25 protein-coding genes and 2 other annotated features are annotated in these 24,736 nt (G+C 40.9%); of the genes, 18 read left to right on the forward strand and 7 right to left on the reverse strand.

The window, feature by feature from the left end; translation table 11 throughout:
• Positions 1–16: 16 nt before the first annotated feature.
• The 9 genes from N0M92_RS01390 (at position 17) to trpA (ending at position 8,497) form a co-directional block, all read left to right on the forward strand.
• Positions 17–997, forward strand: a complete 981-nt coding sequence (locus N0M92_RS01390) for an NAD(P)H-dependent flavin oxidoreductase (protein WP_260284156.1) — start codon at positions 17–19, stop codon at positions 995–997.
• A 57-nt stretch (positions 998–1,054) separates the two neighbouring features.
• Positions 1,055–1,330 carry a UPF0223 family protein gene (locus N0M92_RS01395; protein WP_260284157.1) on the forward strand — a complete coding sequence of 92 codons (276 nt, stop codon included), beginning with the start codon at positions 1,055–1,057 and terminating at the stop codon, positions 1,328–1,330.
• 66 nt (positions 1,331–1,396) lie between these two features.
• Positions 1,397–1,627: a binding site (T-box leader), on the forward strand.
• A gap of 35 nt (positions 1,628–1,662) precedes the next feature.
• Positions 1,663–1,900, forward strand: a binding site (T-box leader).
• Positions 1,901–2,067: 167 nt separating this feature from the next.
• Positions 2,068–3,462: an anthranilate synthase component I gene (gene trpE / locus N0M92_RS01400; protein WP_260284158.1), complete on the forward strand. Its 1,395-nt coding sequence runs from the start codon at positions 2,068–2,070 to the stop codon at positions 3,460–3,462.
• Positions 3,459–4,064: an anthranilate synthase component II gene (locus N0M92_RS01405; protein WP_260284159.1), complete on the forward strand. Its 606-nt coding sequence runs from the start codon at positions 3,459–3,461 to the stop codon at positions 4,062–4,064. Before trpE ends, N0M92_RS01405 begins: the two co-directional genes overlap by 4 nt.
• 27 nt (positions 4,065–4,091) lie before the next feature.
• The gene (gene trpD / locus N0M92_RS01410) at positions 4,092–5,114 is read left to right on the forward strand and encodes an anthranilate phosphoribosyltransferase (protein WP_260284160.1); all 1,023 of its coding nucleotides are present in this window, start codon (positions 4,092–4,094) and stop codon (positions 5,112–5,114) included.
• Complete coding sequence (gene trpC, locus N0M92_RS01415; RefSeq protein ID WP_260284161.1) at positions 5,114–5,890, forward strand: indole-3-glycerol phosphate synthase TrpC; 777 nt, start codon at positions 5,114–5,116, stop codon at positions 5,888–5,890. Before trpD ends, trpC begins: the two co-directional genes overlap by 1 nt.
• A gap of 10 nt (positions 5,891–5,900) precedes the next feature.
• Positions 5,901–6,515: a phosphoribosylanthranilate isomerase gene (locus N0M92_RS01420; RefSeq protein WP_260284162.1), complete on the forward strand. Its 615-nt coding sequence runs from the start codon at positions 5,901–5,903 to the stop codon at positions 6,513–6,515.
• 4 nt (positions 6,516–6,519) lie between these two features.
• Positions 6,520–7,725 (forward strand): tryptophan synthase subunit beta, encoded by a 1,206-nt coding sequence (gene trpB / locus N0M92_RS01425; RefSeq protein WP_260284163.1) that lies wholly within the window; start codon positions 6,520–6,522, stop codon positions 7,723–7,725.
• Positions 7,718–8,497, forward strand: coding sequence for a tryptophan synthase subunit alpha (trpA, locus tag N0M92_RS01430; RefSeq protein ID WP_260284164.1), 780 nt, complete (start codon positions 7,718–7,720; stop codon positions 8,495–8,497). Before trpB ends, trpA begins: the two co-directional genes overlap by 8 nt.
• Before the next feature lie 89 nt (positions 8,498–8,586).
• Here the strand turns inward: trpA and N0M92_RS01435 are convergent, their stop codons facing one another.
• Positions 8,587–9,207 (reverse strand): YktB family protein, encoded by a 621-nt coding sequence (locus N0M92_RS01435; RefSeq protein WP_260284165.1) that lies wholly within the window; start codon positions 9,205–9,207, stop codon positions 8,587–8,589.
• A gap of 194 nt (positions 9,208–9,401) precedes the next feature.
• Here N0M92_RS01435 and N0M92_RS01440 point away from each other — a divergent pair, with 194 nt between their 5' ends.
• Together N0M92_RS01440 and N0M92_RS01445 are read left to right on the forward strand one after the other, a co-directional pair.
• Complete coding sequence (locus tag N0M92_RS01440) at positions 9,402–9,599, forward strand: hypothetical protein (RefSeq protein WP_034314018.1); 198 nt, start codon at positions 9,402–9,404, stop codon at positions 9,597–9,599.
• 409 nt (positions 9,600–10,008) lie between these two features.
• Positions 10,009–10,812 carry an inositol monophosphatase family protein gene (locus N0M92_RS01445; protein WP_260284166.1) on the forward strand — a complete coding sequence of 268 codons (804 nt, stop codon included), beginning with the start codon at positions 10,009–10,011 and terminating at the stop codon, positions 10,810–10,812.
• 110 nt (positions 10,813–10,922) lie between these two features.
• Here N0M92_RS01445 and N0M92_RS01450 read toward each other — a convergent pair whose 3' ends face one another.
• Complete coding sequence (locus N0M92_RS01450; RefSeq protein WP_260284167.1) at positions 10,923–11,105, reverse strand: YlaF family protein; 183 nt, start codon at positions 11,103–11,105, stop codon at positions 10,923–10,925.
• Between the two features lie 124 nt (positions 11,106–11,229).
• Here N0M92_RS01450 and typA point away from each other — a divergent pair, with 124 nt between their 5' ends.
• The 3 genes from typA to N0M92_RS01465 are packed head-to-tail and all read left to right on the forward strand — an operon-like array spanning position 11,230 to position 13,697.
• Positions 11,230–13,077, forward strand: coding sequence for a translational GTPase TypA (typA, locus tag N0M92_RS01455; RefSeq protein ID WP_192203931.1), 1,848 nt, complete (start codon positions 11,230–11,232; stop codon positions 13,075–13,077).
• 22 nt (positions 13,078–13,099) lie between these two features.
• Positions 13,100–13,408: a YlaH-like family protein gene (locus tag N0M92_RS01460; RefSeq protein WP_034314008.1), complete on the forward strand. Its 309-nt coding sequence runs from the start codon at positions 13,100–13,102 to the stop codon at positions 13,406–13,408.
• A 4-nt stretch (positions 13,409–13,412) separates the two neighbouring features.
• Positions 13,413–13,697 carry a hypothetical protein gene (locus N0M92_RS01465; protein WP_260284337.1) on the forward strand — a complete coding sequence of 95 codons (285 nt, stop codon included), beginning with the start codon at positions 13,413–13,415 and terminating at the stop codon, positions 13,695–13,697.
• Positions 13,698–13,736: 39 nt separating this feature from the next.
• Here N0M92_RS01465 and N0M92_RS01470 read toward each other — a convergent pair whose 3' ends face one another.
• From N0M92_RS01470 to N0M92_RS01480, 3 genes are all read right to left on the reverse strand, one after another.
• Positions 13,737–14,168, reverse strand: a complete 432-nt coding sequence (locus N0M92_RS01470; protein WP_260284168.1) for a hypothetical protein — start codon at positions 14,166–14,168, stop codon at positions 13,737–13,739.
• Positions 14,152–14,352, reverse strand: a complete 201-nt coding sequence (locus N0M92_RS01475) for a YlaI family protein (RefSeq protein WP_072272690.1) — start codon at positions 14,350–14,352, stop codon at positions 14,152–14,154. The genes N0M92_RS01470 and N0M92_RS01475 overlap by 17 nt, the downstream gene beginning before the upstream one ends.
• Positions 14,353–14,511: 159 nt before the next feature.
• A complete protein-coding gene (locus N0M92_RS01480; RefSeq protein ID WP_260284169.1) occupies positions 14,512–15,111 on the reverse strand; it encodes a YhcN/YlaJ family sporulation lipoprotein in 600 nt (199 codons plus the stop codon).
• A 266-nt stretch (positions 15,112–15,377) separates the two neighbouring features.
• Here N0M92_RS01480 and N0M92_RS01485 point away from each other — a divergent pair, with 266 nt between their 5' ends.
• Complete coding sequence (locus tag N0M92_RS01485) at positions 15,378–16,709, forward strand: PhoH family protein (RefSeq protein WP_260284170.1); 1,332 nt, start codon at positions 15,378–15,380, stop codon at positions 16,707–16,709.
• A gap of 104 nt (positions 16,710–16,813) precedes the next feature.
• On the opposite strand, the gene N0M92_RS01490 is transcribed toward N0M92_RS01485, so the two are convergent.
• Positions 16,814–17,317 (reverse strand): hypothetical protein, encoded by a 504-nt coding sequence (locus N0M92_RS01490; protein WP_076366738.1) that lies wholly within the window; start codon positions 17,315–17,317, stop codon positions 16,814–16,816.
• Between the two features lie 221 nt (positions 17,318–17,538).
• On the opposite strand from N0M92_RS01490, the gene N0M92_RS01495 reads away from it, so the two are divergent.
• Positions 17,539–17,820: a YlaN family protein gene (locus N0M92_RS01495; RefSeq protein WP_098371113.1), complete on the forward strand. Its 282-nt coding sequence runs from the start codon at positions 17,539–17,541 to the stop codon at positions 17,818–17,820.
• A 633-nt stretch (positions 17,821–18,453) separates the two neighbouring features.
• Positions 18,454–21,891, forward strand: coding sequence for a pyruvate carboxylase (gene pyc, locus N0M92_RS01500; protein WP_260284171.1), 3,438 nt, complete (start codon positions 18,454–18,456; stop codon positions 21,889–21,891).
• A gap of 190 nt (positions 21,892–22,081) precedes the next feature.
• Here the strand turns inward: pyc and N0M92_RS01505 are convergent, their stop codons facing one another.
• A complete protein-coding gene (locus N0M92_RS01505) occupies positions 22,082–23,068 on the reverse strand; it encodes a COX15/CtaA family protein (RefSeq protein ID WP_192203936.1) in 987 nt (328 codons plus the stop codon).
• 601 nt (positions 23,069–23,669) lie between these two features.
• Here N0M92_RS01505 and cyoE point away from each other — a divergent pair.
• Positions 23,670–24,608 (forward strand): heme o synthase, encoded by a 939-nt coding sequence (gene cyoE / locus N0M92_RS01510; protein WP_098371110.1) that lies wholly within the window; start codon positions 23,670–23,672, stop codon positions 24,606–24,608.
• The last annotated feature ends 128 nt before the right edge of the window (positions 24,609–24,736 follow it).

Raw genomic sequence — 24,736 nt, forward strand, 5'->3', positions numbered from 1 at the left:
AAACAAACCACATAAAATGAAAAGGGAGCTGAGGAGTTTGAAGTGGAAAACGCGTGTGACCGATTTGTTAGGCATTCAATACCCAATCGTACAAGGGGGATTGGCCCATTTAGCATATGCAGACCTGGCGGCGGCAGTTTCGAATGCAGGAGGGCTGGGGCAGGTAACGGCCATGTCCTTGGACAACCCGGAGCAACTGACAGATGAAATTAGAAAAACCAAATCATTGACGGATAAACCGTTTGGTGTGAACTTTGCAATCGGACAGCATGGAAGGCCTTATGAAAACATGCTGGAAGCAGCCTTGAAAGAGGATATCGCAGCTGTTTCCGTAACCGGCGGCAACCCTGCACCATTTCTTGATTACGTCAAAGGCACCCAGGTGAAAAAACTCGTGCTTGTTGCTGCAAAAAGGCAGGCAATGAAAGCTGAGCAGCTTGGGGCAGATGCGGTGATGGTAGTTGGTCAGGAGGGAGGAGGACATTTAGGCCGTGATGATATTGGAACTTCCGTGTTAATTCCTCAAGTCGTGGACTCCGTTAATATTCCAGTCATCGCCTCGGGTGGTTTTGGCGATGGACGCGGTTTGATGGCAGCATTGGCACTTGGTGCCGAAGGAATTGAGATGGGAACACGATTCATAGCGGTCAAGGAATGTGTTCATGCACATGAATTATATAAAAACGCCTTGGTTTCCGGCACAGAAAATGATACCGTTGTCATCAAGCGTTCCATTGGTGCACCAGCAAGGGTAATTGCAAACAGCTGGACCGATAAGATTCTTGAAATAGAAAAAGAAAATGGCGGATATGAACAATTGAAGGATTACATAAGCGGAAAAGCGAATCAGCGTTATATCCATGACGGTGTCGAAGGTGAAGGCTTTGCTTGGGCCGGACAAGTGATGGGGCTGATTCATGATGTACCATCGACTGCTGAACTATTCAGTCGGATTATCGACCAAGCGGAAGCAATTCGTTCAAAATGGGCAGACTGATGATGCATGGACTGCCGGACAGCATGAAAAACTATCTAGAAGGAGCGTGTTTAGGGTATGGATTATCAATATCCAATGGATCTTGATTGGTCTACTGAAGAAATCGTAGATGTGATCAGATTCTTTGAAGCTGTAGAAAAGGCTTATGAAAACAAAATACAAAAGGAAGAATTTATGAAGGCTTACCGAAGATTCAAGGAAATAGTCCCCGGTAAGGCGGATGAAAAAAAGTATACGGATGAGTTTGAGTCAGTCAGCACTTATTCAGCCTATCTTGTTATTAAGAAGGCAAAAGGAATCGATGACGGGGAATGGATAAAAATGAAAAATTAAAAATATTTTTAGAAAACTCCATTGACTTACTGAAAAGATTGTTTTAACATAATAAGCAAGAAAATGATAAAGGCAGTGACGAAGAAGAGTACCTTAATGATGTTCTGCAGAGAGCCAGTGGTTGCTGAAAACTGGTGAACGAATTTAAGCGAATGGACTTCCGAGCCCCAAACCGAAACGGATGAACGGAGTAGGCTTTGGCGATTATCTCATCGTTAGTGGAGATAGGCATGTTAATGCCGTAAAGTGAGCTAATTTAGCTAATTAAGGTGGTACCACGGGTTCCTCGTCCTTTGGATGAGGGCCCTTTTTGCGTTTTTATGGAAATGATAATTAAATCTATGAATGAGAGTAGTAATCTTTTTAGATGCGTAACAGAGAGCCGGGATAGGTGGAAACCGGTACGATATAAGAAGATGAATGGACTTATGAGTGGTTTCTTGAAATAAGTAGGGAAACTCGGCCGCCACCGTTAAAGGGTAATCGCAAGAATTTTTCATTTCTTGCTTGAGAGGGAAAAATGATGCGTTTTTCCAACTTGAGGTGGCACCGCGGTTTACCGTCCTCTGCAGACACATATTTGTGTTTGCGGGGGATTTTTTTATTGGAATTTCAATATATATATATCTTTTAGAAAAAAACAAAAACCAGAGGATGTGAAAACTCCGGCTCGGCCAAGAGGGTTTTCCCTTCCAGGGGTTTACAAGAGCGCATAAGAATCGGGAGGGAATTGAAGGATGAATAATTTGGATGAAAAAAAAATACTCCGTTTCAAAATGGACACAATTGAAGGGGATATCCACACACCCATTGCCATATTTCAGAAATTAGATGGTGACCAGAAGTTTTTATTGGAAAGCTCGAATTCGCATCACGACAACGGCCGCTATTCTTATCTAGGTTCAAAACCTTATCTTGAGGTGACATCACTTGCTGGCCAAGTAAATGTGAAAGATACTGAAACAGGTGATCAAATTGTAAAGAACATGGATATCATCGAGTTTCTAAAAAACGAATTATTAGTGGAGATAGAAGAGGCTCCCATACATCTTCCGCCATTTAACGGTGGTGCAATCGGATATATGGGCTATGATATCATTCGTCTGTATGAAAATATAGGTCCGGTGCCTCCAGATTCTCTGCAAATGCCTGATGCTCATTTTCTCTTTTATAAAGAACTGTATATATTCGATCATGTTCTGCAGAAAATCCATCTTTTGACTGCTGAAGAAGATAGTGAAAAAAGTTTATTGGGGATGAAGGAAAAAATCAATCAGGCAAGCAAACCGTCAAAGGAAATATCGTCGGAATATTTGGAATTCAAATCGAATTTCAGTCAAGATGAATTCGAGAAAATGGTCCTTGAAGTTAAATCAGCGATAATAGCTGGTGAAGTGTTCCAAGTTGTTTTATCACAAAGGTTCAAAGCGGACTTCGATGGGGAGCCTTTCGATGCCTACCGTCGTTTGCGTTTAGCCAACCCCTCTCCTTATATGTTTTATATAGAATTTGGTGATTATACAATTATTGGGTCGTCTCCTGAAAGTTTGATCAGCGTTTCATCAGGAACGGTTCATGTTAATCCCATTGCCGGTACAAGGCCGAGAGGGAAAACGGATGAAGAAGATAAAGGCTTCGAAAAAAGCCTGCTGATGGATGAAAAGGAACTAGCCGAGCATAAGATGCTTGTGGATTTGGGCAGGAATGATCTTGGCAGGGTTTGCGAAATCGGTTCAATCCACCTCACCGAGGAAATGGAAATTCAAAGATATCAGCATGTCATGCATATTGCTTCGAAGGTTAGCGGAAAGCTTAGGGAAGGGTTCACGAGTTTAGATGCGCTGACGGTCTGCCTCCCTGCCGGAACAGTCTCCGGTGCTCCAAAAATCAGGGCAATGGAGCTGATCAATGAACTGGAAAATTGTAAACGGGGGATGTATTCGGGCTCGATAGGGTTCATTGGTTTTGGAGGGGATCTTGATATGGCTTTAGCGATTCGGACGATGATCATTAAAGATGGCAAGGCCTATGTACAGGCAGGGGCAGGAATTGTATATGATTCAGACCCAAAAACGGAATTTGAAGAAACACAAAATAAAGCACGCGCTTTAATGGAGGTTCACACAAAATGATTTTATTAATTGATAACTATGACTCGTTCACTTATAACCTTTATCAATATTTAGGAGAAGTGGAAAAAGAAATCATAGTAAAAAGGAATGACGAAATCACGCTTGCGGAAATTGAGGAACTGGATCCAATGGCAATTGTCATTTCCCCGGGACCCGGCAGGCCGGAAGATGCTGGTATCAGTATGGAAATCATCCGTAATTTTTATGAGAAGGTTCCGCTATTGGGCATTTGTTTGGGGCATCAGGCCATTGGGGCAGTTTTTGGTGCGAATGTGGTTGGAGCGAAACAAATCATGCATGGGAAAACATCGGTTATCGAACATGATGGAACAGGTGTATTTGCCAAACAGGACTTACAATTCCCGGTAATGCGTTACCATTCCCTTGTAGTTGAAAGGGCGAGTTTGCCAGATGAACTGACTGTGACGGCAGTAGCGATGGATGATGGGGAGATCATGGCCCTGAAACATCAAGAATTCCCGCTTTACGGTTTACAGTTCCACCCTGAATCAATAGGGACGAAAATCGGCAAGGAATTATTACATCAATTTTATGAGATTGCGGGAACCTTCCAATCTGAAAAGGAACGATCCATCCTATAAAACAAAAAACGACTGGGGGAGTTAGCGGTGAAGGAGTATTTAGCGAAGTTAGCAGAGCGTCAAACATTGACGGAAGAAGAGATGAGCAGAGCAGCCCAAGCGTTATTTTCCAAAGATATCACCGAAAGCGAGATGGCAGCTTTCATCATTGCCCTAAAATCCAAAGGGGAAACGGCAGGTGAAATAGCAAGCCTTGTCAGAGTCATGAGAAGAGAAGCAAGAAGTGTACGAACAAGCTCTCTTAATGTGATGGATAATTGCGGAACGGGAGGAGATGGGTCACAAAGCTTCAATATAAGTACAGCATCAGCCTTCGTACTTGCCGGGGCCGGTGTCAAGGTTGCCAAACATGGAAGCCGCAGCATTTCAAGCAAAACGGGCAGTGCCGATGTATTGGAAGAATTGGGTGTTAATTTGTACTTGGGGCCTGACATGTTAAAAGAACTGTTGGAGGAAAATGGAATCACATTCTTATTTGCCCCATCGGTCCACCCTAATATTGCACGGATAATGAAAGTGAGAAAAGAACTGAAAATCCCGACGATATTTAATCTAATCGGTCCTCTGACAAATCCAGTGCAACTCGACTCGCAATTAATGGGAATCAATCGACGTGATATGCTCGAGCTTTTTGCGGAAGTCCTACATAAATTAGGCAGGAAACGCGCGGTCGTGATTAATGGCGCCGGGTTTATGGATGAAGCGAGCCTACAGGGTGAAAATTCACTCGTACTTTTGGAGCAAGGGGATATCATTCCCTTTACGCTGCACCCTGAAGAAGTGGATCTGCCGGTTTACGGAAATGATGCCATTCGCGGCGGTGACGCCAAACAAAATGCAGATATCATGCTTAGGCTTCTCAAAGGGGAAAAAGGGGCCTATCGTGATACCGTTTTATTGAATGCTGGATTGGGATTATACGCACATGGTACGGCAGCAACGATCAAAAAAGGGATCTCCATGGCTAAAGAAAGCCTTGATAGCGGATCGGCACTTGCGAAGTTAGAAAATCTGATTGCTTATGGCAATAGAAATAAGGTGGTCATGTAATGGAAAATATCTTAACGAAAATCATCGAACAGAAAAAGGCGGAAGTCGCAAAATTAAAAGAAAGGGGCTTAGAAGATTCGGTAATGATCAACATAGTCAGACCATCTTTGGTGGAGAATTTGAAAACGGCGAAATCAATGGCGGTTATCGCGGAAATAAAACGGGCTTCCCCTTCAAAAGGGGATATTAAAATCAATGTAAATCCGATCGAGCAGGCCCTTTCATATGAAAGCGGCGGAGCGGCAGCGATATCCGTATTGACCGATGAGGTTTTCTTTAAAGGATCGATTGCAGATTTGAGAATAGTAAGCGAGGCCATACAGATTCCCCGATTGTGCAAAGATTTCATCATCGATGAAGTCCAAATCGATCGCGCCCATCAAGCTGGTGCCACTATCATTCTATTGATTGTCGCAGCACTTTCTAAAGAGCGCCTTCATGAATTATATCAATATGCAAAAAGAAAAGGGCTTGAAGTATTGACGGAAGTCCATGATGAAGCCGAACTGGAACGGGCTATAGAGCTGAATGCAGAGTTAATAGGGATTAACAATCGGAACTTAAAGACGTTCAAAGTGGATTTGGCTGTAACGGAACGATTGGCGAAGTTACTTGATCCAAAACGCCATATCATTATCAGTGAAAGTGGAATCAAAACAAAAGAAGACGTGATGCGTGTGAAGGAAGCTGGTGCAAAAGCGATTTTAGTCGGGGAGACACTGATGACTGCGTCAAATCTTCCGCACACGATGGCCGAACTGCAAATGAGTATATAAGGAGATTAATATGTTAGTGAAAATCTGTGGGATAAAGACATTGGCAGACGCTCAGACTGCTGTTGAATCTGGGGCAGACTTCATTGGTTTCATTTTTGCCGAGAGTAGCAGGAAGGTTGAGCCAGAGATAGTAGGAGAAATCGCGGCGAATCTAGCTGGACAGGTTAAAAAAGTCGGAGTGTTTGCCAATCAAACTGAACAAGAAGTGATAAAAAGTGCTGAAATCGCAGGGGTGGATTATCTTCAGCTTCATAGTAACGAGTCTGCCAGCTTTGCCCGCAGGATGCCCCTACCGGTGATAAAGGCCTTTTCCGTCAATTCAGAGAAAGACCTTGAAAACCTTCATGAATACCCAGCGGATTATCTATTAGTAGATCTTCCTAAGATTTCATCTGCAAAGGGATTGACTTTGGATTGGGATATGATCCGAAAAGCGGATCTGCCACCCGGGAAGGTAATTCTAGCGGGTGGGCTGACTCCGGAAAATGTCAGAAAAGCGATTAATGCCGTTTCACCATTCGCAGTTGACGTAGCCAGCGGCGTTGAAACAAACGGATTAAAAGATGCCGTAAAAATAAAGGCATTTATTAATGAGGCAAAATATACAGCCGGAAAAGAGGAATGAATAGATGAACACTTATACACAACCTGATAAAACTGGACATTTTGGGGCATATGGAGGCCGTTTCGTTCCGGAAACTTTAATGGCGGCGATTACGGAGCTTGAAGAAGTATATGAACAATCTAAAAATGATCCTGAATTCCAAAGGCAGCTAAATTATTACCTGAAACAATATATCGGTCGGGAAACACCACTTTATTTTGCGGAGAACTTGACAAGGCTTGCTGGAGGTGCAGATATTTATCTGAAGCGAGAAGACTTGAATCATACCGGAGCCCACAAAATAAACAATACGATCGGTCAGGCTTTGCTGACTCAGAAAATGGGCAAGAAAAAGGTGATTGCCGAAACGGGTGCAGGACAGCATGGGGTTGCAACGGCGACTGTGTGTGCTTTGCTGAAGCTGGAATGCATCATCTTTATGGGAGAAGAAGATATCAGGAGACAGAAATTGAATGTATTCAGGATGGAGCTTTTGGGAGCCAAGGTCATATCTGTATCACAAGGAAGCGGGACACTGAAGGATGCAGTGAATGAGGCGTTACGATATTGGGTGGCGAATGTGGATGACACCCACTATATAATGGGATCGGTTCTTGGTCCGCATCCATTCCCCGTTATTGTACGTGATTTTCAAAGCGTGATAGGAAATGAAACAAAGCGTCAATATTCGGAGGCGGTTCATTCCCTACCGGATGCAGTAGTCGCTTGCATAGGCGGAGGAAGTAATGCAATGGGAATGTTTTATCCCTTCATTGAGGATGAAACGGTAAAATTATACGGAGTGGAAGCGGCAGGGCATGGACTTGAAACACCATTACACGCTTCAAGTTTGACTAAGGGGAAACCTGGGGTGCTCCACGGGGCATTCATGTATGTACTGCAGAACGAGGACGGTCAGATCCAGGAGGCACATTCAATTTCAGCAGGGCTGGATTATCCAGGGGTAGGGCCTGAACATAGTTACTTAAAAGATACAAATCGGGTTGAATATACTTCAGTAACCGATGATGAAGCCTTGGAAGCTTTAGCGATGCTTTCCAGGGAGGAAGGGATCATTCCCGCTTTAGAAAGTTCACATGCCATTTCCTACGGTTTAAAGCTTGCTAAAGAAATGGAAAAAGGAACAGGACTGGTAATTTGCCTGTCCGGCCGTGGTGATAAGGATGTTGAAACGGTCCAATCATTGATGGGGGGTAGTGAACATGAATAAATTAACAAATGCGCTTGAAGAATGTCAAACAAAGAAGGAAAAAGCATTCATACCTTATATAATGGCAGGGGATGGAGGTCTTGAACGGTTAAAGAGCCAGCTTCTTTTCCTTGAAAACAGCGGTGCGACTGCCGTCGAACTAGGTATACCATTCTCTGATCCTGTCGCTGACGGACCTATTATCCAACAAGCGGGCATCAGATCTTTGGAAAATGGAACAACTTTAAAAGATGTCCTGAAAAAAGTAATGGAAATCAAAAATGAAGTGACCATCCCAATTATTTTAATGGGATATACGAATTCAATCCTGGCATATGGACTTAAAGAGTTTACGAATGACTGTCTCCGTGCAGGGATTTCCGGGTGCATCATCCCCGATTTACCGATTGAAGAAGAAGCCATCTTTTCATCAATCAAAACGGCAGGGATCGTTCTTATCCGACTTGTGACACTCACGTCTTCGAAAGAACGTATCACTGAGATTACTGCAGGGGCGGAGGGATTCATCTATGCAGTTACAGTCAAAGGCATTACGGGTGCCCGTGACGCCTTTGGGGAAGAACTTGGAGGCTATTTGAAGAAGGTAAAAGAGATAAGTCCGGTTCCCGTTCTTGCTGGGTTCGGCATATCGACGCCAGATCATGTCCGTGATGCAGCACAATACTGCGATGGTGTCATTGTCGGCAGCAAGATCATCGAATGCTTGGAAACAGGTAAGGAAGATCAAATTGGTGATTTGATACAAGCAAGCAAAGGGGTAGCGCAGAAATAAGGAAAGGAGAGCCGTCAAGGCTCTCCTTTTTTCTTAACCAGTTTATTTGAAGGCATCCGATATTCAATCCGAATACGAAGCAAATGTGTTTAATTTAATTGATATAAGGGTAAAAGATGTTCAAACGCATCTTGAATGGTTTGAATGAATTCATCATCTTTTAACTTAATAGCGTCATCACGTGAAATTTTTATACCGCAAAGGATTTCGGCTTTTTTTACAGTTTGCAAACGAGTGAACATTGAATTCAAATCATCTACTCCAAGACCACCATGAGTGATGACATCAGGTTTTGTATGGTCCATTGACCAAACATAATGGGAGGGAATGCTATTCACCAATTGGCCTGCCTGTTGCTCCAGTCGCTTTCCGATTTCAATTTTATTAGGGGCTTCATAAATCACGGCATACCAGATGAACATATGCGTTTCCCATAACCCGATTTGGAAATGCGGCATCATTTTATAACCTCTGCTATTGGCAGCGAAAGCAACCCAAGTATCTTTAGGAGGATTCACTGACCGTCTGGCATGCTTTGCAACATGAGGGTGCATTTCATCGCCGGTCATAACTGACAGTTTTTGAGAAAAATGCTCTCCAAGTGCATGTAGTTTGGGCTGGATCCGTTCTTTTAAAGCATCCATGCGCGGTTCCAGACCATCAATTTTAAAAACATCAAAATCATTTGCTGTAAAACTTGCTACATTCATTTTCATCTCTCCTACCGTAATATCTGCACATATTGTAGCATAAGTAAAAGTAAAATTTAAAAAATACGATTTGGATTGGCAATGTAAATTTCCTTATAGGTTATAACACAAATTAGTTGCTATTTGAGGTAGGAAGTCATATGATAAGATAAATTCAGAAAATTACGTTAATTGTTGAAGGGAGAATGTTAATTATGAAACAAGTCATGAACCAAGCATTAAAAGCTAAAGAAGTTGAAAGACATAGAGCTGCAGTGTTAAGGATGGAAATGGACTATGAATTAGCAACCCTTTTTGAAGCTATTGGTGAAGAGAATGACCAAAAGAGGTCACAATGCAAGCAAAGGCTAGAACGCATCCGCTTGGAATTGTTGAAATTGAAAGCCTTGTAAATAATTGGCTGCAGAGATCTTGAAGGAGAATGAATAAAGGAAATGAATCAATTTCAATACAAGGAATTTTATTATAGATGAACGGACACTTTATTTATTAAAAATAATGTGTCCGTTTTTCATTAAATGTCCAATATATAATAAGGTAGTATTTTATTTTGTCCGGGTCCCTTTAATAAGGAAGGGAAACGTTAATTCAAATTGGTTTGAAAAGTATTTGTGCTCGCTAGCTCATAATTGCAAAACCGATTAATGGATGGGTGGTCACAAGGAGCCTTCTTTCCTTATATATTTTAAAAAATGGAAAATTTAAGATGTTAAAAACTTGAAGGCAAGCTATATTTGCTTTAATCTTTAGAAGAGGATCATTTTAATGTAGTTTCTGATCACAAAGGACGGGGATATTATAATGGCATCTGTCAAGGAAATGGATACATATGCGAAGTTATGGATGAAAGAAGCGGGTACTAGGCTAAGGGCGTCCTTTAAAACCAAGTTGAATATTGAAATGAAAACGAATCCGAATGATTTGGTTACTAATATGGATAAGGGGATAGAAAAGTTTTTTTGTGAAAAAATCAACGAAGTGTTTCCTGAACACCGCATATTCGGGGAAGAGGGAATGGGTAATGATATTAAAGACCTAAAAGGTACTGTGTGGATCATCGATCCAATTGATGGAACGTTGAATTTCATTCATCAACAGAGGAATTTTGCAATTTCCCTTGGGGTTTATGTGGATGGCATCGGGAAGATCGGCATGGTTTATGATGTCTTTAGCGATGAATTATATCATGCGATTAAGGGGCAAGGAGCATTTCTGAATGATCAAAGGCTGACATCCCTAGAAGAGGCAACAGTAAGCAAAGCGATAATTTCCATTAATGCAAGCTGGGTAACGGAAAACCGAAGGATCGATCCGAATCTTTTGGCACCGCTAGTTCGGGATGCACGAGGGACACGTTCTTATGGCTCCGCAGCATTGGAGCTTGCTTTCGTCGCAGCTGGAAGGATAGATGCATACATAACCATGAGACTCATGCCCTGGGACTTTGCCGGAGGAGTTTTACTGGTTGAGGAAGTGGGTGGGGAAGTTAGTAATATTAAAGGTGACAAATTGGATTTTATAAAAGGTGACTCACTTTTCGTATCTAAACCAGGGCTCCATAAAGAAGTATTCGATAAATACTTATCAGGAAATCCCAGTCATTAGAATCAAGGTCTAATTGAAAGCAGTACCACAGTTTGGCACGTATGGATAAAAATGTTCATTATGAAATAATTAACAAAAAAAACTCGCTGTCTGTCAGCGAGTTTTTCATATTATAACTTCCCGGCTTCGCGCAATTTCTTCTTCTGAGTGAAACCGAACCCCATAATTCCGCAAAGAATAACGATTGCAGCTAATATTCCAATCAAGCTCTTCTCAGCAATGAAGATGCCAATGGAGCCGATGCTTGTTGTTGCCAATATCGCTAATATTAAGAAATTCCATTTAATGTTCATTAATATCACCCCTAATATATCTATTGTACATAATTTCTGTATTTGTTTCTAGTATGTTTGTGATATAATATGTAAGCTAATACTAGTGATACGTTATACACAAACTTTTTTAGGAGTGAATTTTTTGAAATTAAGAGAAAATATTCGTAATATAGCCATCATTGCCCACGTTGACCATGGTAAAACGACGTTAGTGGATCAGTTGCTTAAGCAATCTGGTACTTTCCGTGAAAATGAACATGTGGAAGAACGTGCGATGGATTCTAATGCGATTGAAAAAGAACGCGGAATCACGATTCTTGCGAAAAATACAGCAGTTCAATACCAAGATACAAGAATCAATATTTTGGATACACCTGGTCATGCCGACTTTGGTGGTGAAGTGGAACGGATCATGAAAATGGTTGATGGCGTTCTACTTGTTGTTGATGCATATGAAGGTTGTATGCCACAAACTCGCTTCGTGTTGAAAAAAGCATTGGAACAAAAGATTACACCTATCGTTGTCGTGAACAAAATCGATAAAGATTCTGCACGTCCCAATGAAGTGGTAGATGAAGTAATTGACTTATTCATCGAACTTGGAGCTGAAGAAGAACAGTTAGAGTTCCCAGTTGTCTTCACTTCAGGTATTGCTGGTACTGCAAGCTTGGATTCAGATCCTGCTAAACAAGAAAAAGACATGACCCCACTTTTCGAAACAATCGTCGAAACGATCCCAGCGCCAATTGATAACTCAGATGAACCGCTTCAATTCCAAGTGGCTTTACTTGACTATAATGATTATGTAGGACGTATCGGGGTTGGCCGTGTATTCCGCGGTAAAATGCATGTAGGTCAACAAGTTTCATTAATGAAACTTGATGGGAAGGTTAAACAATTCCGAGTAACGAAAATCTTTGGTTATATTGGCTTGAAGAAAGTTGAAATCCAAGAAGCCGTTGCCGGTGATTTAATTGCCGTTTCTGGTATGGAGGATATTAACGTAGGGGAAACGGTTTGTCCGACTGAACATCCAGAAGCCCTGCCTATCCTGCGTATTGACGAGCCAACATTACAAATGACTTTCCTTGTAAATAACAGCCCATTCGCAGGCCGTGAAGGTAAATTCGTTACAGCTCGTAAAATTGAAGAGCGTTTGAGAAACCAATTGCAGACGGATGTCAGCTTAAGAGTCGAAAATACTGATTCTCCGGATGTTTGGATTGTTTCAGGCCGTGGGGAGCTTCACCTTTCCATCCTGATCGAAAATATGAGACGTGAAGGTTATGAACTTCAAGTTTCTAAACCGGAAGTTATCGTTCGTTTGATTGATGGTGTCCGTTGTGAGCCAGTTGAACGTGTACAAATCGACGTACCTGAGGAACACACTGGTTCAATCATGGAATCAATGGGAGCCCGTAAAGGTGAATTGTTGGATATGATCAATAGCGGAAGCGGCCAAGTTCGTTTACTGTTCACGATCCCAGCTCGCGGACTTATTGGATATTCAACTGAGTTCTTAACGATTACACGTGGATATGGTATCATGAACCACTCATTTGACAGCTACCAACCAATGGCACAAGGTCAAGTCGGTGGAAGACGTCAAGGTGTACTTGTTTCCATGGAATCAGGAAAAACTACACAATATGGTATTATGCAAGTAGAAGACCGCGGGGTTATTTTCGTTGAGCCAGGTACGGATATTTATGAAGGCATGATTGTCGGGGAACATAACCGTGATAGCGATTTGACTGTCAATATCGTTAAAGCGAAACAAATGACAAATATGCGTTCAGCAAATAAAGACCAAACTTCTTCCATGAAAAAACCAAGAATCATGTCACTTGAAGAAGCTCTAGAATATTTGAATGATGACGAGTACTGTGAAGTAACTCCGGATTCAATTCGTCTTCGTAAAAAAATTCTTGATAAAAACGAACGTGAAAGAGCAGCTAAAAGAAAAAAAGTTGCTGTTGAAGAAAAATAAATAGCAAGAGGAGGAGAAAAGATTGGATATCCAAGAGCGATTATCATTTTTTGCAGCATTGTACAGAGTGGATGAAAATCCTGAAGCGGGAATGTGGTATTTATATTTGACGGTCTTTGGATTATGCATCCTTGTCTATCAGTTAGGTTTTGCCAAAAAGTTACCTTTGCTAAAAAATGTGGTCATTTATGTGGTAATGGCACTTGGATGTACCCTTCTTTCTTTCTTTGCGGTGTTTCTTCCTATGGGGGAAGCATTAGTCATCGCTTCGCTAGTTCTGGGGATTTATCGAATCCGTCTTCATAATTCGAGAAAAGAAGAACAGGCTTAAGATGATGAAATCATTACAGGATGCTTTATACAATTGGTTGACGATCAAAGTTGTCTGTGATGCAAGGCCTGATGATACAGCAGCACGTGATACAGAAATGTTTTTCATGCAGATGCTAAAAGATGATCATCAGGTGATAATCGATTCGGTTTCAAAAACGGAACCTTTTTATTTCATCGAGTATCTTTTGGGGGACGAAATGAAAAAGCAACGTTATCCGATTGAATTGATTGATATCATGTTAGACCAAATACAGTTGGAGCCAGAAAAGTATAAAAATATCGAGTAATGATAAAAAAGGACCGTGCGATATGCGCACGGTCCTTTTTTATATTGCTTTGGGGAGGGAAAGTCCGTAAAAAAGATGTAAGATTGTCCACAAAAAGAAAGCTGTCAAATCAGAAGGAAGGACAGCTTCTGTTTTCGACAGCGCCGATAATGGGAAGTAAAGCATGATTGCCGGAATGATCGTGAAAAAAGCAAGTGTGTATTTGTTCCAATTCCTGAAAATCTTCAAAGGACGAAGAATATAAACGTAACTGAACGTAATTGCCAGTGAGAAAAGGAGATGGAAAAAGAACAATGTTGCCTCACCCCAGGAAACAGCTCCGATTACAGGAAGGAAATCCACATTCAATAGGAGCTTATACACTTGTTTACCGGAAAACATTTCGACCCACTTCATCATCAATCCAAGCAGAATTCCATTGATGAGACCAATCAGGGAAACTTTATAATGTATTCTACCATTCATCTTCATTTTTGATTGTCCGGTAAAGACGGAAGTTCCCGGTTGCAATCCGTTCGTTCGTACGCTCTTCTATGCGTTGGTTGCATGTATTGCACATATAGGTATGTATAGGGCGGTTGCGAAGTTTCTTAGCTTCTGGGCTATCATCAGGTATAGATTCAATTTGATCGCATATTACACATTTAACCTTCATATTAGTTGAACCTCACTTCAATTTGAATATGCTTTTAAGTATACCAATATTTTTATGGTAAAACGAGGATAAAGTGAAACTAACATATGAACGGTAACGATACTTGGTTCATGGTGGATAAAGACAAAAACCCGAAGATTGACTTCGGGTTAGGAATATTCATTCTTTAAAGTGATTGGATTGATCATTTTGCTCTTTATCGAGTTCTTTTCTTTCCGTTTCATCATCAAGTTTATTTTTTTCCTTTTCAATGCTCTTGGACGGCGTTGGGGTTAAAATATCACCAGGAACCTCAGGAATGACCCGACTTGTGATGTCAGCCAGTTCATTTAGTATCCCAGTTACCGGTTTACCGTCTTTAATGTCTCTGGCCACCTCCCTGATCCGCTCATTTATATCCGGGTCAGCGACGATAAGGGCATTTGCGCCATTGGGATCATGTTTTAAAGTTTCTCCAACTGAGTATTTTATCGTTCCGACCTGTGAACGCTCAATATCTTGGTCGATATCTATTCCGACGATGGCATATTTGCCAAGTACGACTGCGGTGGCATCGTTCACCTCAGGAATGGATTTAGCTAAACCGGTGAGTCTTTCCGCTGTTTGCTGACCTGTATTTCTGTCTGCTTCCTCAATGGTCGAGTTATTGACTTTCGTTAAATTGTTTTTCGCATTATTTTCGGACACTTCATTTTTATTATCCATTGAGCAACCTGTCATCAACAGAACAGCAGCGAGCGACAACATGAATTTTTGCAATGTGCAGCCTCCTTAATGTTTTTTGTAGGTTCCAGCATTTCCACCAATGACAGGTCTGATTCAGGTAAGTATTAAATGCAGCCAAACATATTGTCATCAATGTAGGGGATAGCATTTTTTGCTGGAAGTTTTCTTTATAGTCTGTAAATGTTCTTCTATCTTTATGCAGAGGAACATATATTTTATCAACAGTCTCGTCCGCTACATAACTTCTGAGTGTAGTAAATGGTAAGGCATATCCTAAAGAGCAGGCAGGAGGCGTCATATTGGGGAAAAAAATCTATGTTTTAGATACGAATGTCCTGTTGCAGGATCCGTACTCGATTTATTCATTCGAAGATAATGAAGTTGTCATTCCGGCAGTCGTATTAGAAGAATTGGATTCGAAAAAGCGGTATATGGATGAAATTGGAAGAAATGCCAGGCAAGTATCGAAATTGATCGATGGCTTTCGTGAAAAAGGGAAGCTTCATCAGAGCATTCCGCTTCATAATGGAGGCAGCATAAGGATTGAACTCAACCATCGTTCATTTCATAAGCTCCAGGAAATTTTTGTGGAGAAAACGAATGATAACAGGATATTGGCAGTCGCGAAAAACTTATCTTTGGAAGAAGAGACAAAGGAAGATGGAAAAACGGTCATTTTGGTAAGTAAAGATACTCTCGTCAGGGTTAAAGCTGATGCCATCGGACTTGAGGCAGAGGACTTTTTAAATGATCGTGTCGTAGAACTGGACCATATATACGCTGGGCACAAAGAAGTGTTTGTATCGATTGATAATCTGAATAAGTTTTATGAAAAAAGTTTTCTGTCACTGGAGGAACTGACAAAGGATTCATATTATCCAAATCAATTCCTGTTGATGAAGGACACGCTGGGGAGTTCAGCTTCGGCGATTGGGATAGTGGATGAGAACTGCAGGCTAGTCAAGAAATTGTTATATGAAGGGGAACATATTTGGGGAATTAAACCGAGAAATGTCCAGCAGACGATGGCCCTTGATTTATTGCTTCGTTCGGATATCAAGCTTGTGACGCTCATTGGTAAGGCGGGGACAGGCAAGACTTTATTGGCATTGGCTACTGGATTGATGCAAACTGAAGATTTGTCACAATATAAGAAACTTCTGGTTGCCAGGCCGATTGTTCCTGTCGGTAAAGATATTGGTTATCTGCCAGGGGAAAAAGAAGAAAAATTAAGACCTTGGATGCAGCCCATTTTCGATAATCTCCAATTTTTGTTCAATACGAAAAAACCTGGGGAATTGGATGCCATTCTAGCTGGCATGAGTTCGATTGAAGTGGAAGCCCTGACCTATATCAGGGGAAGGAGCATCCCGGATCAGTTCATCATCATCGATGAAGCGCAGAACTTAACAAAACATGAGGTCAAGACCATCTTGACGAGAGTCGGGGAGCGGAGCAAAATTGTATTAATGGGGGATCCGGAGCAAATAGATCACCCTTATTTAGATGAATATAATAATGGTTTGACCTATGTGGTGGAAAAATTCAAGACAGAGCGTATTGCCGGCCATGTTAAATTGATAAAAGGGGAAAGATCTGGATTGGCCCAACTCGCAGCTACGCTTTTATAATCTTATCGGCAAGGGATGTCCCTTGCCGATTGCCCTGAAGTTTTCGGTAAAGAATGGGCTGATTCAGCTGCACGCTTCGCATTCACTTCAGGACGGACTAAGTCTTATTTAACAGTGAAAGACCGCACATTTTTTATCGGATCATTGATATTGGAAGCGTCCCCGAAATAAATTTCCATAGGGCCGCCCTCAGATATTTTAAGCGGCTTTCCATCCTTGGAAAAGCCCAGGAAAAATTCAAGTGCCGTTTCCAACGGGAATGTAAGCTCTTCATCATCGGTTGTAACGATGACTTCAGTTACCCCATTTTCTGGTTCGGCATTTTTTAAAAAAGGTTCAAAAGGGATGCCGAAAGTCCCTTCCAGCAATCTTTGCTTCTCGAACTTTCGTTCCGTTTTTATTGTGGGCGGCATTATTGCGCCTTCCTGTATTTCTTTTTGCCAATGTTTGGAGGCAGCAATCGTATATTCTTCTAATTCATTGACTTGGACTCTTTCAGCGTGGAAATATGTATCAATTTCAACTTTACGGTCGTCAAAAATCCATACTCCAGGATCTAGCGTAATTGGATATTTCACTTTTCCATTTATAAATACGATAGGTTCCAAATATCTCATTCCTTTCTGTTGCTCTTTAATGATTATAATCAATTATAATTGAAATGTCACATCTACACGATGGTGAACAATTTCCATGGCTTGATATATTCATTTGAGAGGTGGGAGTGATATCCCGATGGCAAATTGTTTGTCAATGTCCTTGCTTTTTCACAAAACTAAAGGTAGAATTTAGAGATAAGATTTAATCGCTCTGAGCGGGGGGATTTAACATGGCATCTGATATGCTTGTCAATCATCGAGAAAAAGCTTATGCTTTATTAAAAGCAGATGCTGACAAGATTCTAAAACTGATAAAAGTTCAAATGGAAAATCTCACTATGCCTCAATGTCCTTTATATGAAGAGGTACTTGATACACAAATGTTCGGCCTATCACGAGAAATTGATTTTGCCGTACGCTTAGGTTTGGTAGAGGAAACCGAGGGTAAATCCCTTTTGGAGGCCCTTGAACAAGAATTGTCAGTTTTGCATGAAGCATCATTAAAAAAATAATAGATAAAACATACTAACTCAAACAAATCTCGATGATTGTTTGAGTTTTTTATTTATGTACATAATTAATTGATAGTGTTATACTATATTCAATAGTGACATACTAATTAATCCGCAGAAGCTCAATTGTGTTTTTTTATTTTTGTTTTTTTATTTTTTTGAATTTTCGATGAAATGTTTAATGGTTATGTTCAGATTTCAAATTTCTCTATCAATCATTAAGTATCTGGGATTTTTAAATCGAATGCCGTTGATTATCAATGGGACGTTAGTCGGAAAGGCGGAGCTAATTCCTTGTTTTAATATACGAATATATGTAATTTTTTATTTTTTTATTGTATTCAGTTAATTTTAGTATTATGGTTATATTAATTGAATGTTAAGTCAAATCGATAATATATTATTATAGCTAAATTTGCATTTGCTATTGGTGTAAGGCTCTTTTTAGTCTTTATCGGATGTAAAAAACGAAAATATAAAATATATCGAAATAATTACATCCGCGATAAAATGAGCTTGATCAGAATGGTCTCCTTGGTTGGGATATAAATTCTTGAATAAAAAGTGGTGAAAGTCTTTCACGCTTTTTTTCTATATATTCAATAAAAATACATATTGATTAGGGTGGTAGCAATGGGGAAACGTATAGAAAAAGTACTTGCGGCAAATCGTGGAGAAATAGCGATACGGATTTTTCGGGCATGTACGGAATTAGACATTCACACAGTTGCAATCTATTCAAAGGAAGATTATGGTTCTTATCACCGATATAAAGCGGATGAGGCATATTTGGTTGGGGAAGGCAAAAAGCCGATTGATGCATACCTGGATATTGAAGGCATAATCGCGATCGCCAAAATGAGCGGTGTCGATGCGATTCATCCCGGTTATGGTTTTCTTTCAGAAAATATTGAATTTGCGAAACGCTGTGAGGAAGAAGGCATAATCTTCATCGGACCAGAATCAAGGCACCTAGATATGTTTGGTGACAAAGTAAAAGCCAGAACACAAGCTGAACTGGCTGATATTCCGGTTATCCCTGGTAGCGATGGACCGGTGACCAGTGTTGAAGAAGTAAAGGAATTTGGTGAACAATACGGCTTTCCAATTATCATAAAAGCCTCTTTAGGCGGCGGCGGGCGCGGAATGCGGATTGTCGAAAAAATCGAAGAAGTTGAAGAGGCTTATGATCGCGCAAAATCAGAAGCTAAAGCAGCCTTTGGTAATGATGAAGTATATGTAGAGAGATTCATTCAAAACCCGAAGCATATAGAAGTTCAGATTTTGGCTGATACTCATGGAAATATCGTCCATTTATATGAACGTGACTGTTCCGTTCAGAGACGGCATCAAAAAGTTGTGGAAGTGGCACCTTCCGTTTCCCTTTCCGAGGATTTAAGGGAAAGGATTTGTGAGGCAGCCGTCAAGCTGGCAAAAAATATTGATTATGTAAACGCTGGTACGGTCGAATTCCTTGTCGCAAATGGCGAATTTTACTTTATTGAAGTCAATCCACGGGTCCAGGTTGAGCATACCATTACTGAAATGATTACGGGCATTGATATCGTTCAATCCCAAATCATGGTAGCGGAAGGGCATGAACTCCATGGCAAAAAGATCGGGATTCCCGAACAGTCAGGAATCAAAACACATGGATATGCGATTCAATCACGGGTGACGACTGAGGATCCATTGAATAATTTCATGCCTGATACCGGGAAAATGATGGTTTACCGTTCCGGTGGGGGATTCGGTGTTCGTCTGGACGCTGGTAATGGGTTCCAAGGTGCGGTCATCACACCATATTATGATTCACTTCTCGTTAAACTTTCAACACATGCGCTTTCATTTGAACAGGCTGCATCAAAAATGGTGCGTAACCTAAAGGAATTCAGGATTCGTGGAATTAAAACGAATATTCCATTCCTTGAAAATGTTGTAAAACATGAGAACTTCATTAATGGTGAATACGATACTTCCTTTATTGATTCAACACCGGAACTATTTACGTTCCCAGTCCGAAAAGACCGTGGGACAAAAATGCTTTCATATATCGGAAATGTGACCGTGAATGGATTCCCGGGAGTCGAGAAAAAGAAAAAACCTGTTTTCGATCCAGCTCCAATTCCGAATGTTGGTGGCCTGCCGCTTATCTCGGGTACAAAAAATATACTTGAAGAGCAAGGTGCAGAGGGACTGGTCAATTGGATCAAAGAACAGAAAGAGGTATTGATCACCGATACGACTTTCCGCGATGCACATCAATCTTTACTTGCGACGAGAATCAGGTCGAAAGATATCCTTGATATCGCTGAGCCTACAGCAAAACTGCTTCCTGATTTATTTTCAATGGAAATGTGGGGCGGGGCAACTTTTGACGTCGCGTATCGATTCTTGAAAGAAGATCCATGGGACAGGCTGATCAGTTTCAGGAAAAAAGCACCTAATGTCCTATTACAAATGCTTTTAAGGGCTTCAAATGCAGTTGGTTATAAAAATTACCCTGATAATGTCATTCGTGAATTCGTAGAGAAATCAGCGGGTGCAGGCATTGATGTTTTCCGTATCTTCGACAGTTTAAACTGGGTTAAAGGGATGGAATTGGCCATTGATGCAGTTCGTCAATCCGGCAAAATTGCGGAAGCGGCCATTTGTTATACCGGGGATTTGAATGATCCATCACGCAGCAAGTATAATATCGACTACTATAAAAATATGGCCGTGGAATTAGAACATGCCGGTGCCCACATTTTAGCGATCAAGGATATGGCAGGACTTTTGAAACCAGAAGCGGCTTACCGCCTTGTATCGGAATTGAAAGAATCGACATCACTTCCGATCCATCTGCATACTCATGACACAAGCGGAAATGGAATTTACATGTATTCGAAAGCGATCGAAGCTGGTGTGGATATCGTTGATACGGCGATTGGTTCTTTAGCTGGACTGACTTCGCAGCCAAGTGTACAAACACTTCATTATGCGCTGGAGGGGTCAAGCAGACAGCCTAAATTGGAAGTCGATTCACTAGAGCGTTTAGGAGAATACTGGGGAGAGGTCAGGAAATTCTATCATGACTTCGAAAGCGGCATGAATGCTCCTCATACCGAAGTTTACAAACACGAAATGCCGGGCGGTCAATATAGCAATTTGCAGCAGCAAGCTAAAGCAGTGGGGTTGGGGGACCGCTGGCATGAAGTGAAAGAAATGTACCAGCGTGTCAATGTAATGTTCGGCGATATCGTTAAAGTAACTCCTTCATCCAAAGTTGTTGGGGACATGGCTTTATTCATGGTACAAAATAACCTGTCTGAAGAAGATGTTCTGACAAAAGGCAAATCCATCGATTTCCCTGATTCAGTCATAGAGTTATTCGAAGGCTATCTGGGTCAGCCAGTTGGAGGATTCCCTAAAGAGCTTCAGGAAGTTATCCTGAAAGGGAAGAAACCTATAACAGTAAGACCGGGTGAATTATTGGAAGAAGTGGATTTTGCAGCTCTTAAAGAAGAATTATTCAAGGAATTGGGACGGGCAGTCACTGATTTCGATGTGCTTGCATATGCCCTATATCCAAAAGTATTCTTGGACTACAATAAAACGATTGAGCTATTTGGTGATGTTTCCAACCTCGATACCGCAACTTTCTTATATGGCATGAGGCTGGGGGAAGAGATCGAAGTTGAAATTGAAAAGGGTAAAACGCTCATTGTAAAATTGGTTTCAATCGGTCAGCCATTGGCTGATGGAACACGAGTCGTTTATTTTGAGTTGAATGGTCAATCACGTGAAGTGATCATCAAGGATGAAAACATTAAATCTTCCGTTGTATCAAAAATGAAAGCTGACCCTAAAAATAAAGAACAACTCGGTGCGACAATGCCAGGTACGGTTATTCGTGTAGTTGTCGAGAAAGGCGATCAGGTCAAGCAGGGGGATCACCTGATCATTACGGAAGCGATGAAAATGGAAACTACCGTGCAAGCACCATTCTCCGGGACCATCAAGGATATTTATGTGAAAGATGGAGAAGCGATCAGTACTGGAGACTTATTGATTGAAATAACCAAGTAATATCGCTGACTGTGACCTTGTGAATGATTTGGGGTATATGGGGTAGGGTTAAGGTTTTAAGCTGCCCTATACCCTCTTTTTAGGCAGTGTACGGTCATTGAACTTCACTATAAGATGAAACAAAACCACCATTCCCGGGAATGGTGGTTTTGTTTCATCTTAATTATATTATTGATTGAACAATCAGACATTAACGGGCGGGTACCGTTGGCGTTATATCCTGTTCCTCCTGACCTTTGACAGAGTGCGCGGAGTTCCTTTTTTGCTTGGCCAGGGCATTTTTTTTGCTTCTCGATGTCAATAGCATCAAATAGCTCATTACACCAAAAAAGCAGGCGATGAATAATGCGTGTGTAAGTGCGATATATAAGTTTTGCCTTGAGAAAATGATAAAGGCTCCAGCGGTAACTTGTAAAAATACGAGAATGAATGCAGCAATCCAACCGCCATATAGCACTTTTTGATTTTTGTAATGTTTTTTTGCGATATAAGCTACATATGATACCCAAATGAAAATAGCTCCTGCCATTGCACGGTGCCCCATCTGAATCCATTCATAAAGGTTGGAGGGGAGTGCAAGACTGTCATTTACGCATAAAGGCCAATCCTTACAGATAAGACTTGATTCTGTATGCCTTACAAGGGCACCTGTATATACGACCACCAGACAAAAAATCAATACGCCAATAATATGGAATTTCATTCGTTTGTCAACGATAAGTCTTTCTGCTTCGAACTTCTTGTCCACTTCAAAAATCAACAGTGTCAGTAAAAAGACGGCAGCAAATGAAATGAGCGATATGCCAAAATGAAGGGCAAGGACGAAATCGGATTGTGACCAAATGACGGCAGCGGCTCCGATCAATCCTTGCAGTAACAGAAAACCAAAAGAAAGGACGGATAAGAAACGTGCTTCACGAATATGGCCGATTTTTTTCCAAGACATATACGATAATATTAAAACAAGGAAACCTCCAGCACCTGAAACGAGTCGATGGGAAAGCTCAATGACCAATTCAATCGTGATTTTGTCAGGGATCAATTGCCCATTGCACAATGGCCAGGACCTGCCGCATCCCATGCCGGAATCCGTCTTCGTGACTAAGGCTCCACCAAGTAAGATGAAAAGCATTACAACCGTTGTTAAAACAGCAAACCATTTAAGAGACGATTTCACTAGTAGCCCCACCTTTTTCTATGTAGCAATTTAGGGTTATTCCATAAAATTAATAATAGCATAAGGTTTTTCATAATATTTGTCGAACTTCCTCGATATTACACAAAATAGAATGATTTTACAAGTTCAGTTAATATTATAACTATTAATTAAAATGCCTGAAATAGTTGAAAGTTACATAAGACTTTGATAGAAATAAAGGGAGTGTAAACCTTCAAGTAGGAGCAAAATAGGGAATAAGCCTAGGGGATGATGATAATAGCATAATATTCATGTTCTTGATGAACATCATAAAAGAGAAGTAAATTATTGAGACACAAATTGGTCAAAAAATAACCGAAATATTTTCACAAAAGCTTCCAAAAATGTGTTTTAATATATTGAAGAAATGATTTTACTAAATTTTACTGTTAATAAGCATGATATTAAGAATGATAGCTCTCGATGGATTCCATTGACAACGGTCATTGGTAAATAATTTACTTTTTGTTTACGCTTCCTTGGTTACAAATATCAAAAAGTATGAAATAATGTTCTATAGCATATGTTACGTTTTTTTTGCATTTGCGTCTGTTTTGAATGATTTAAAGGAGGAAAACAAATGTCAGAAACAAGGGGTTTGTCAGAAGCTGTCATGGAGGACAGTAAAGCCGCCCTTCAATCGGATATACCTGAAACAACAGCTTGGAAGGATTTTCTAGCACTTATAAAAGTGGGGATTGTCAATTCAAATATAATTACAGCTTTTACCGGCGTGTGGTTAGCTCTTCATTTTTCGGGGCTAAGCTTCTTACACAATCTGGATGTAGTGTTTTATACACTTGCAGGTTCAGCGCTCATAATGGCGGGATCTTGCAGTTTCAATAATTATTATGACCGTGATATCGATCATTTAATGGAAAGAACGAAAAACCGTCCAACGGTAACTGGGAAAGTACAGCCTTCAAAGGTATTGGCATTAAGTTTCGGTTTAATTGCTGCAGGGCTGATATTACTTGCATTGACTAATATGACAACTGCCATACTAGGGGCATTCGGCGTCTTCGCTTATGTTGTTTTATATACCATGGTTTTCAAACGTAGATTTGTCTCGAATACGATTATAGGCAGTATATCCGGAGCGGTGCCTCCACTTATCGGGTGGGCTGCAGTCGATCCGGGCCTTGATAAGATCGCCTGGGTCCTGTTCGCGATCATGTTCTTGTGGCAGCCTCCTCATTTTTATGCACTTGCAATGAGGCGTGTCGAAGAATATCGTGCAGCTGGTGTACCCATGCTTCCTGTTGTGAAAGGGTTCAAGGCGGCAAAAAGATCCATTATGCTATGGATCGTCTGTTTAATGTTCATTCCTTTCTTTTTAACTCCATTGGGAACTCCGCTAGTTATTCTTGCTGCATTATTGAGCACGGGTTGGCTTATTTTGGGGATTAAGGGGTATAAAAAGAAAGATGATGTTAAATGGGCAACATCCATGTTTGTATATTCTTTAAATTATATGACCATTTTATTTGTAGCGATGGTTATTGTCACTCTCATCTAGTTTTGGTTTAAATAAGCTGGCAGCCTGTTTTTTTACAGGCTCCAGCTTACTGATAAATAATGTACTGACCGCCATTCATACATATTAACGGAGAACTTATCGACAGGGTCATTCATAAGAGCGGTTAC

The sequence above is a fragment of the Peribacillus aracenensis genome (assembly GCF_025175645.1).
Classification (GTDB): Bacteria; Bacillota; Bacilli; order Bacillales; family DSM-1321; genus Peribacillus; species Peribacillus aracenensis.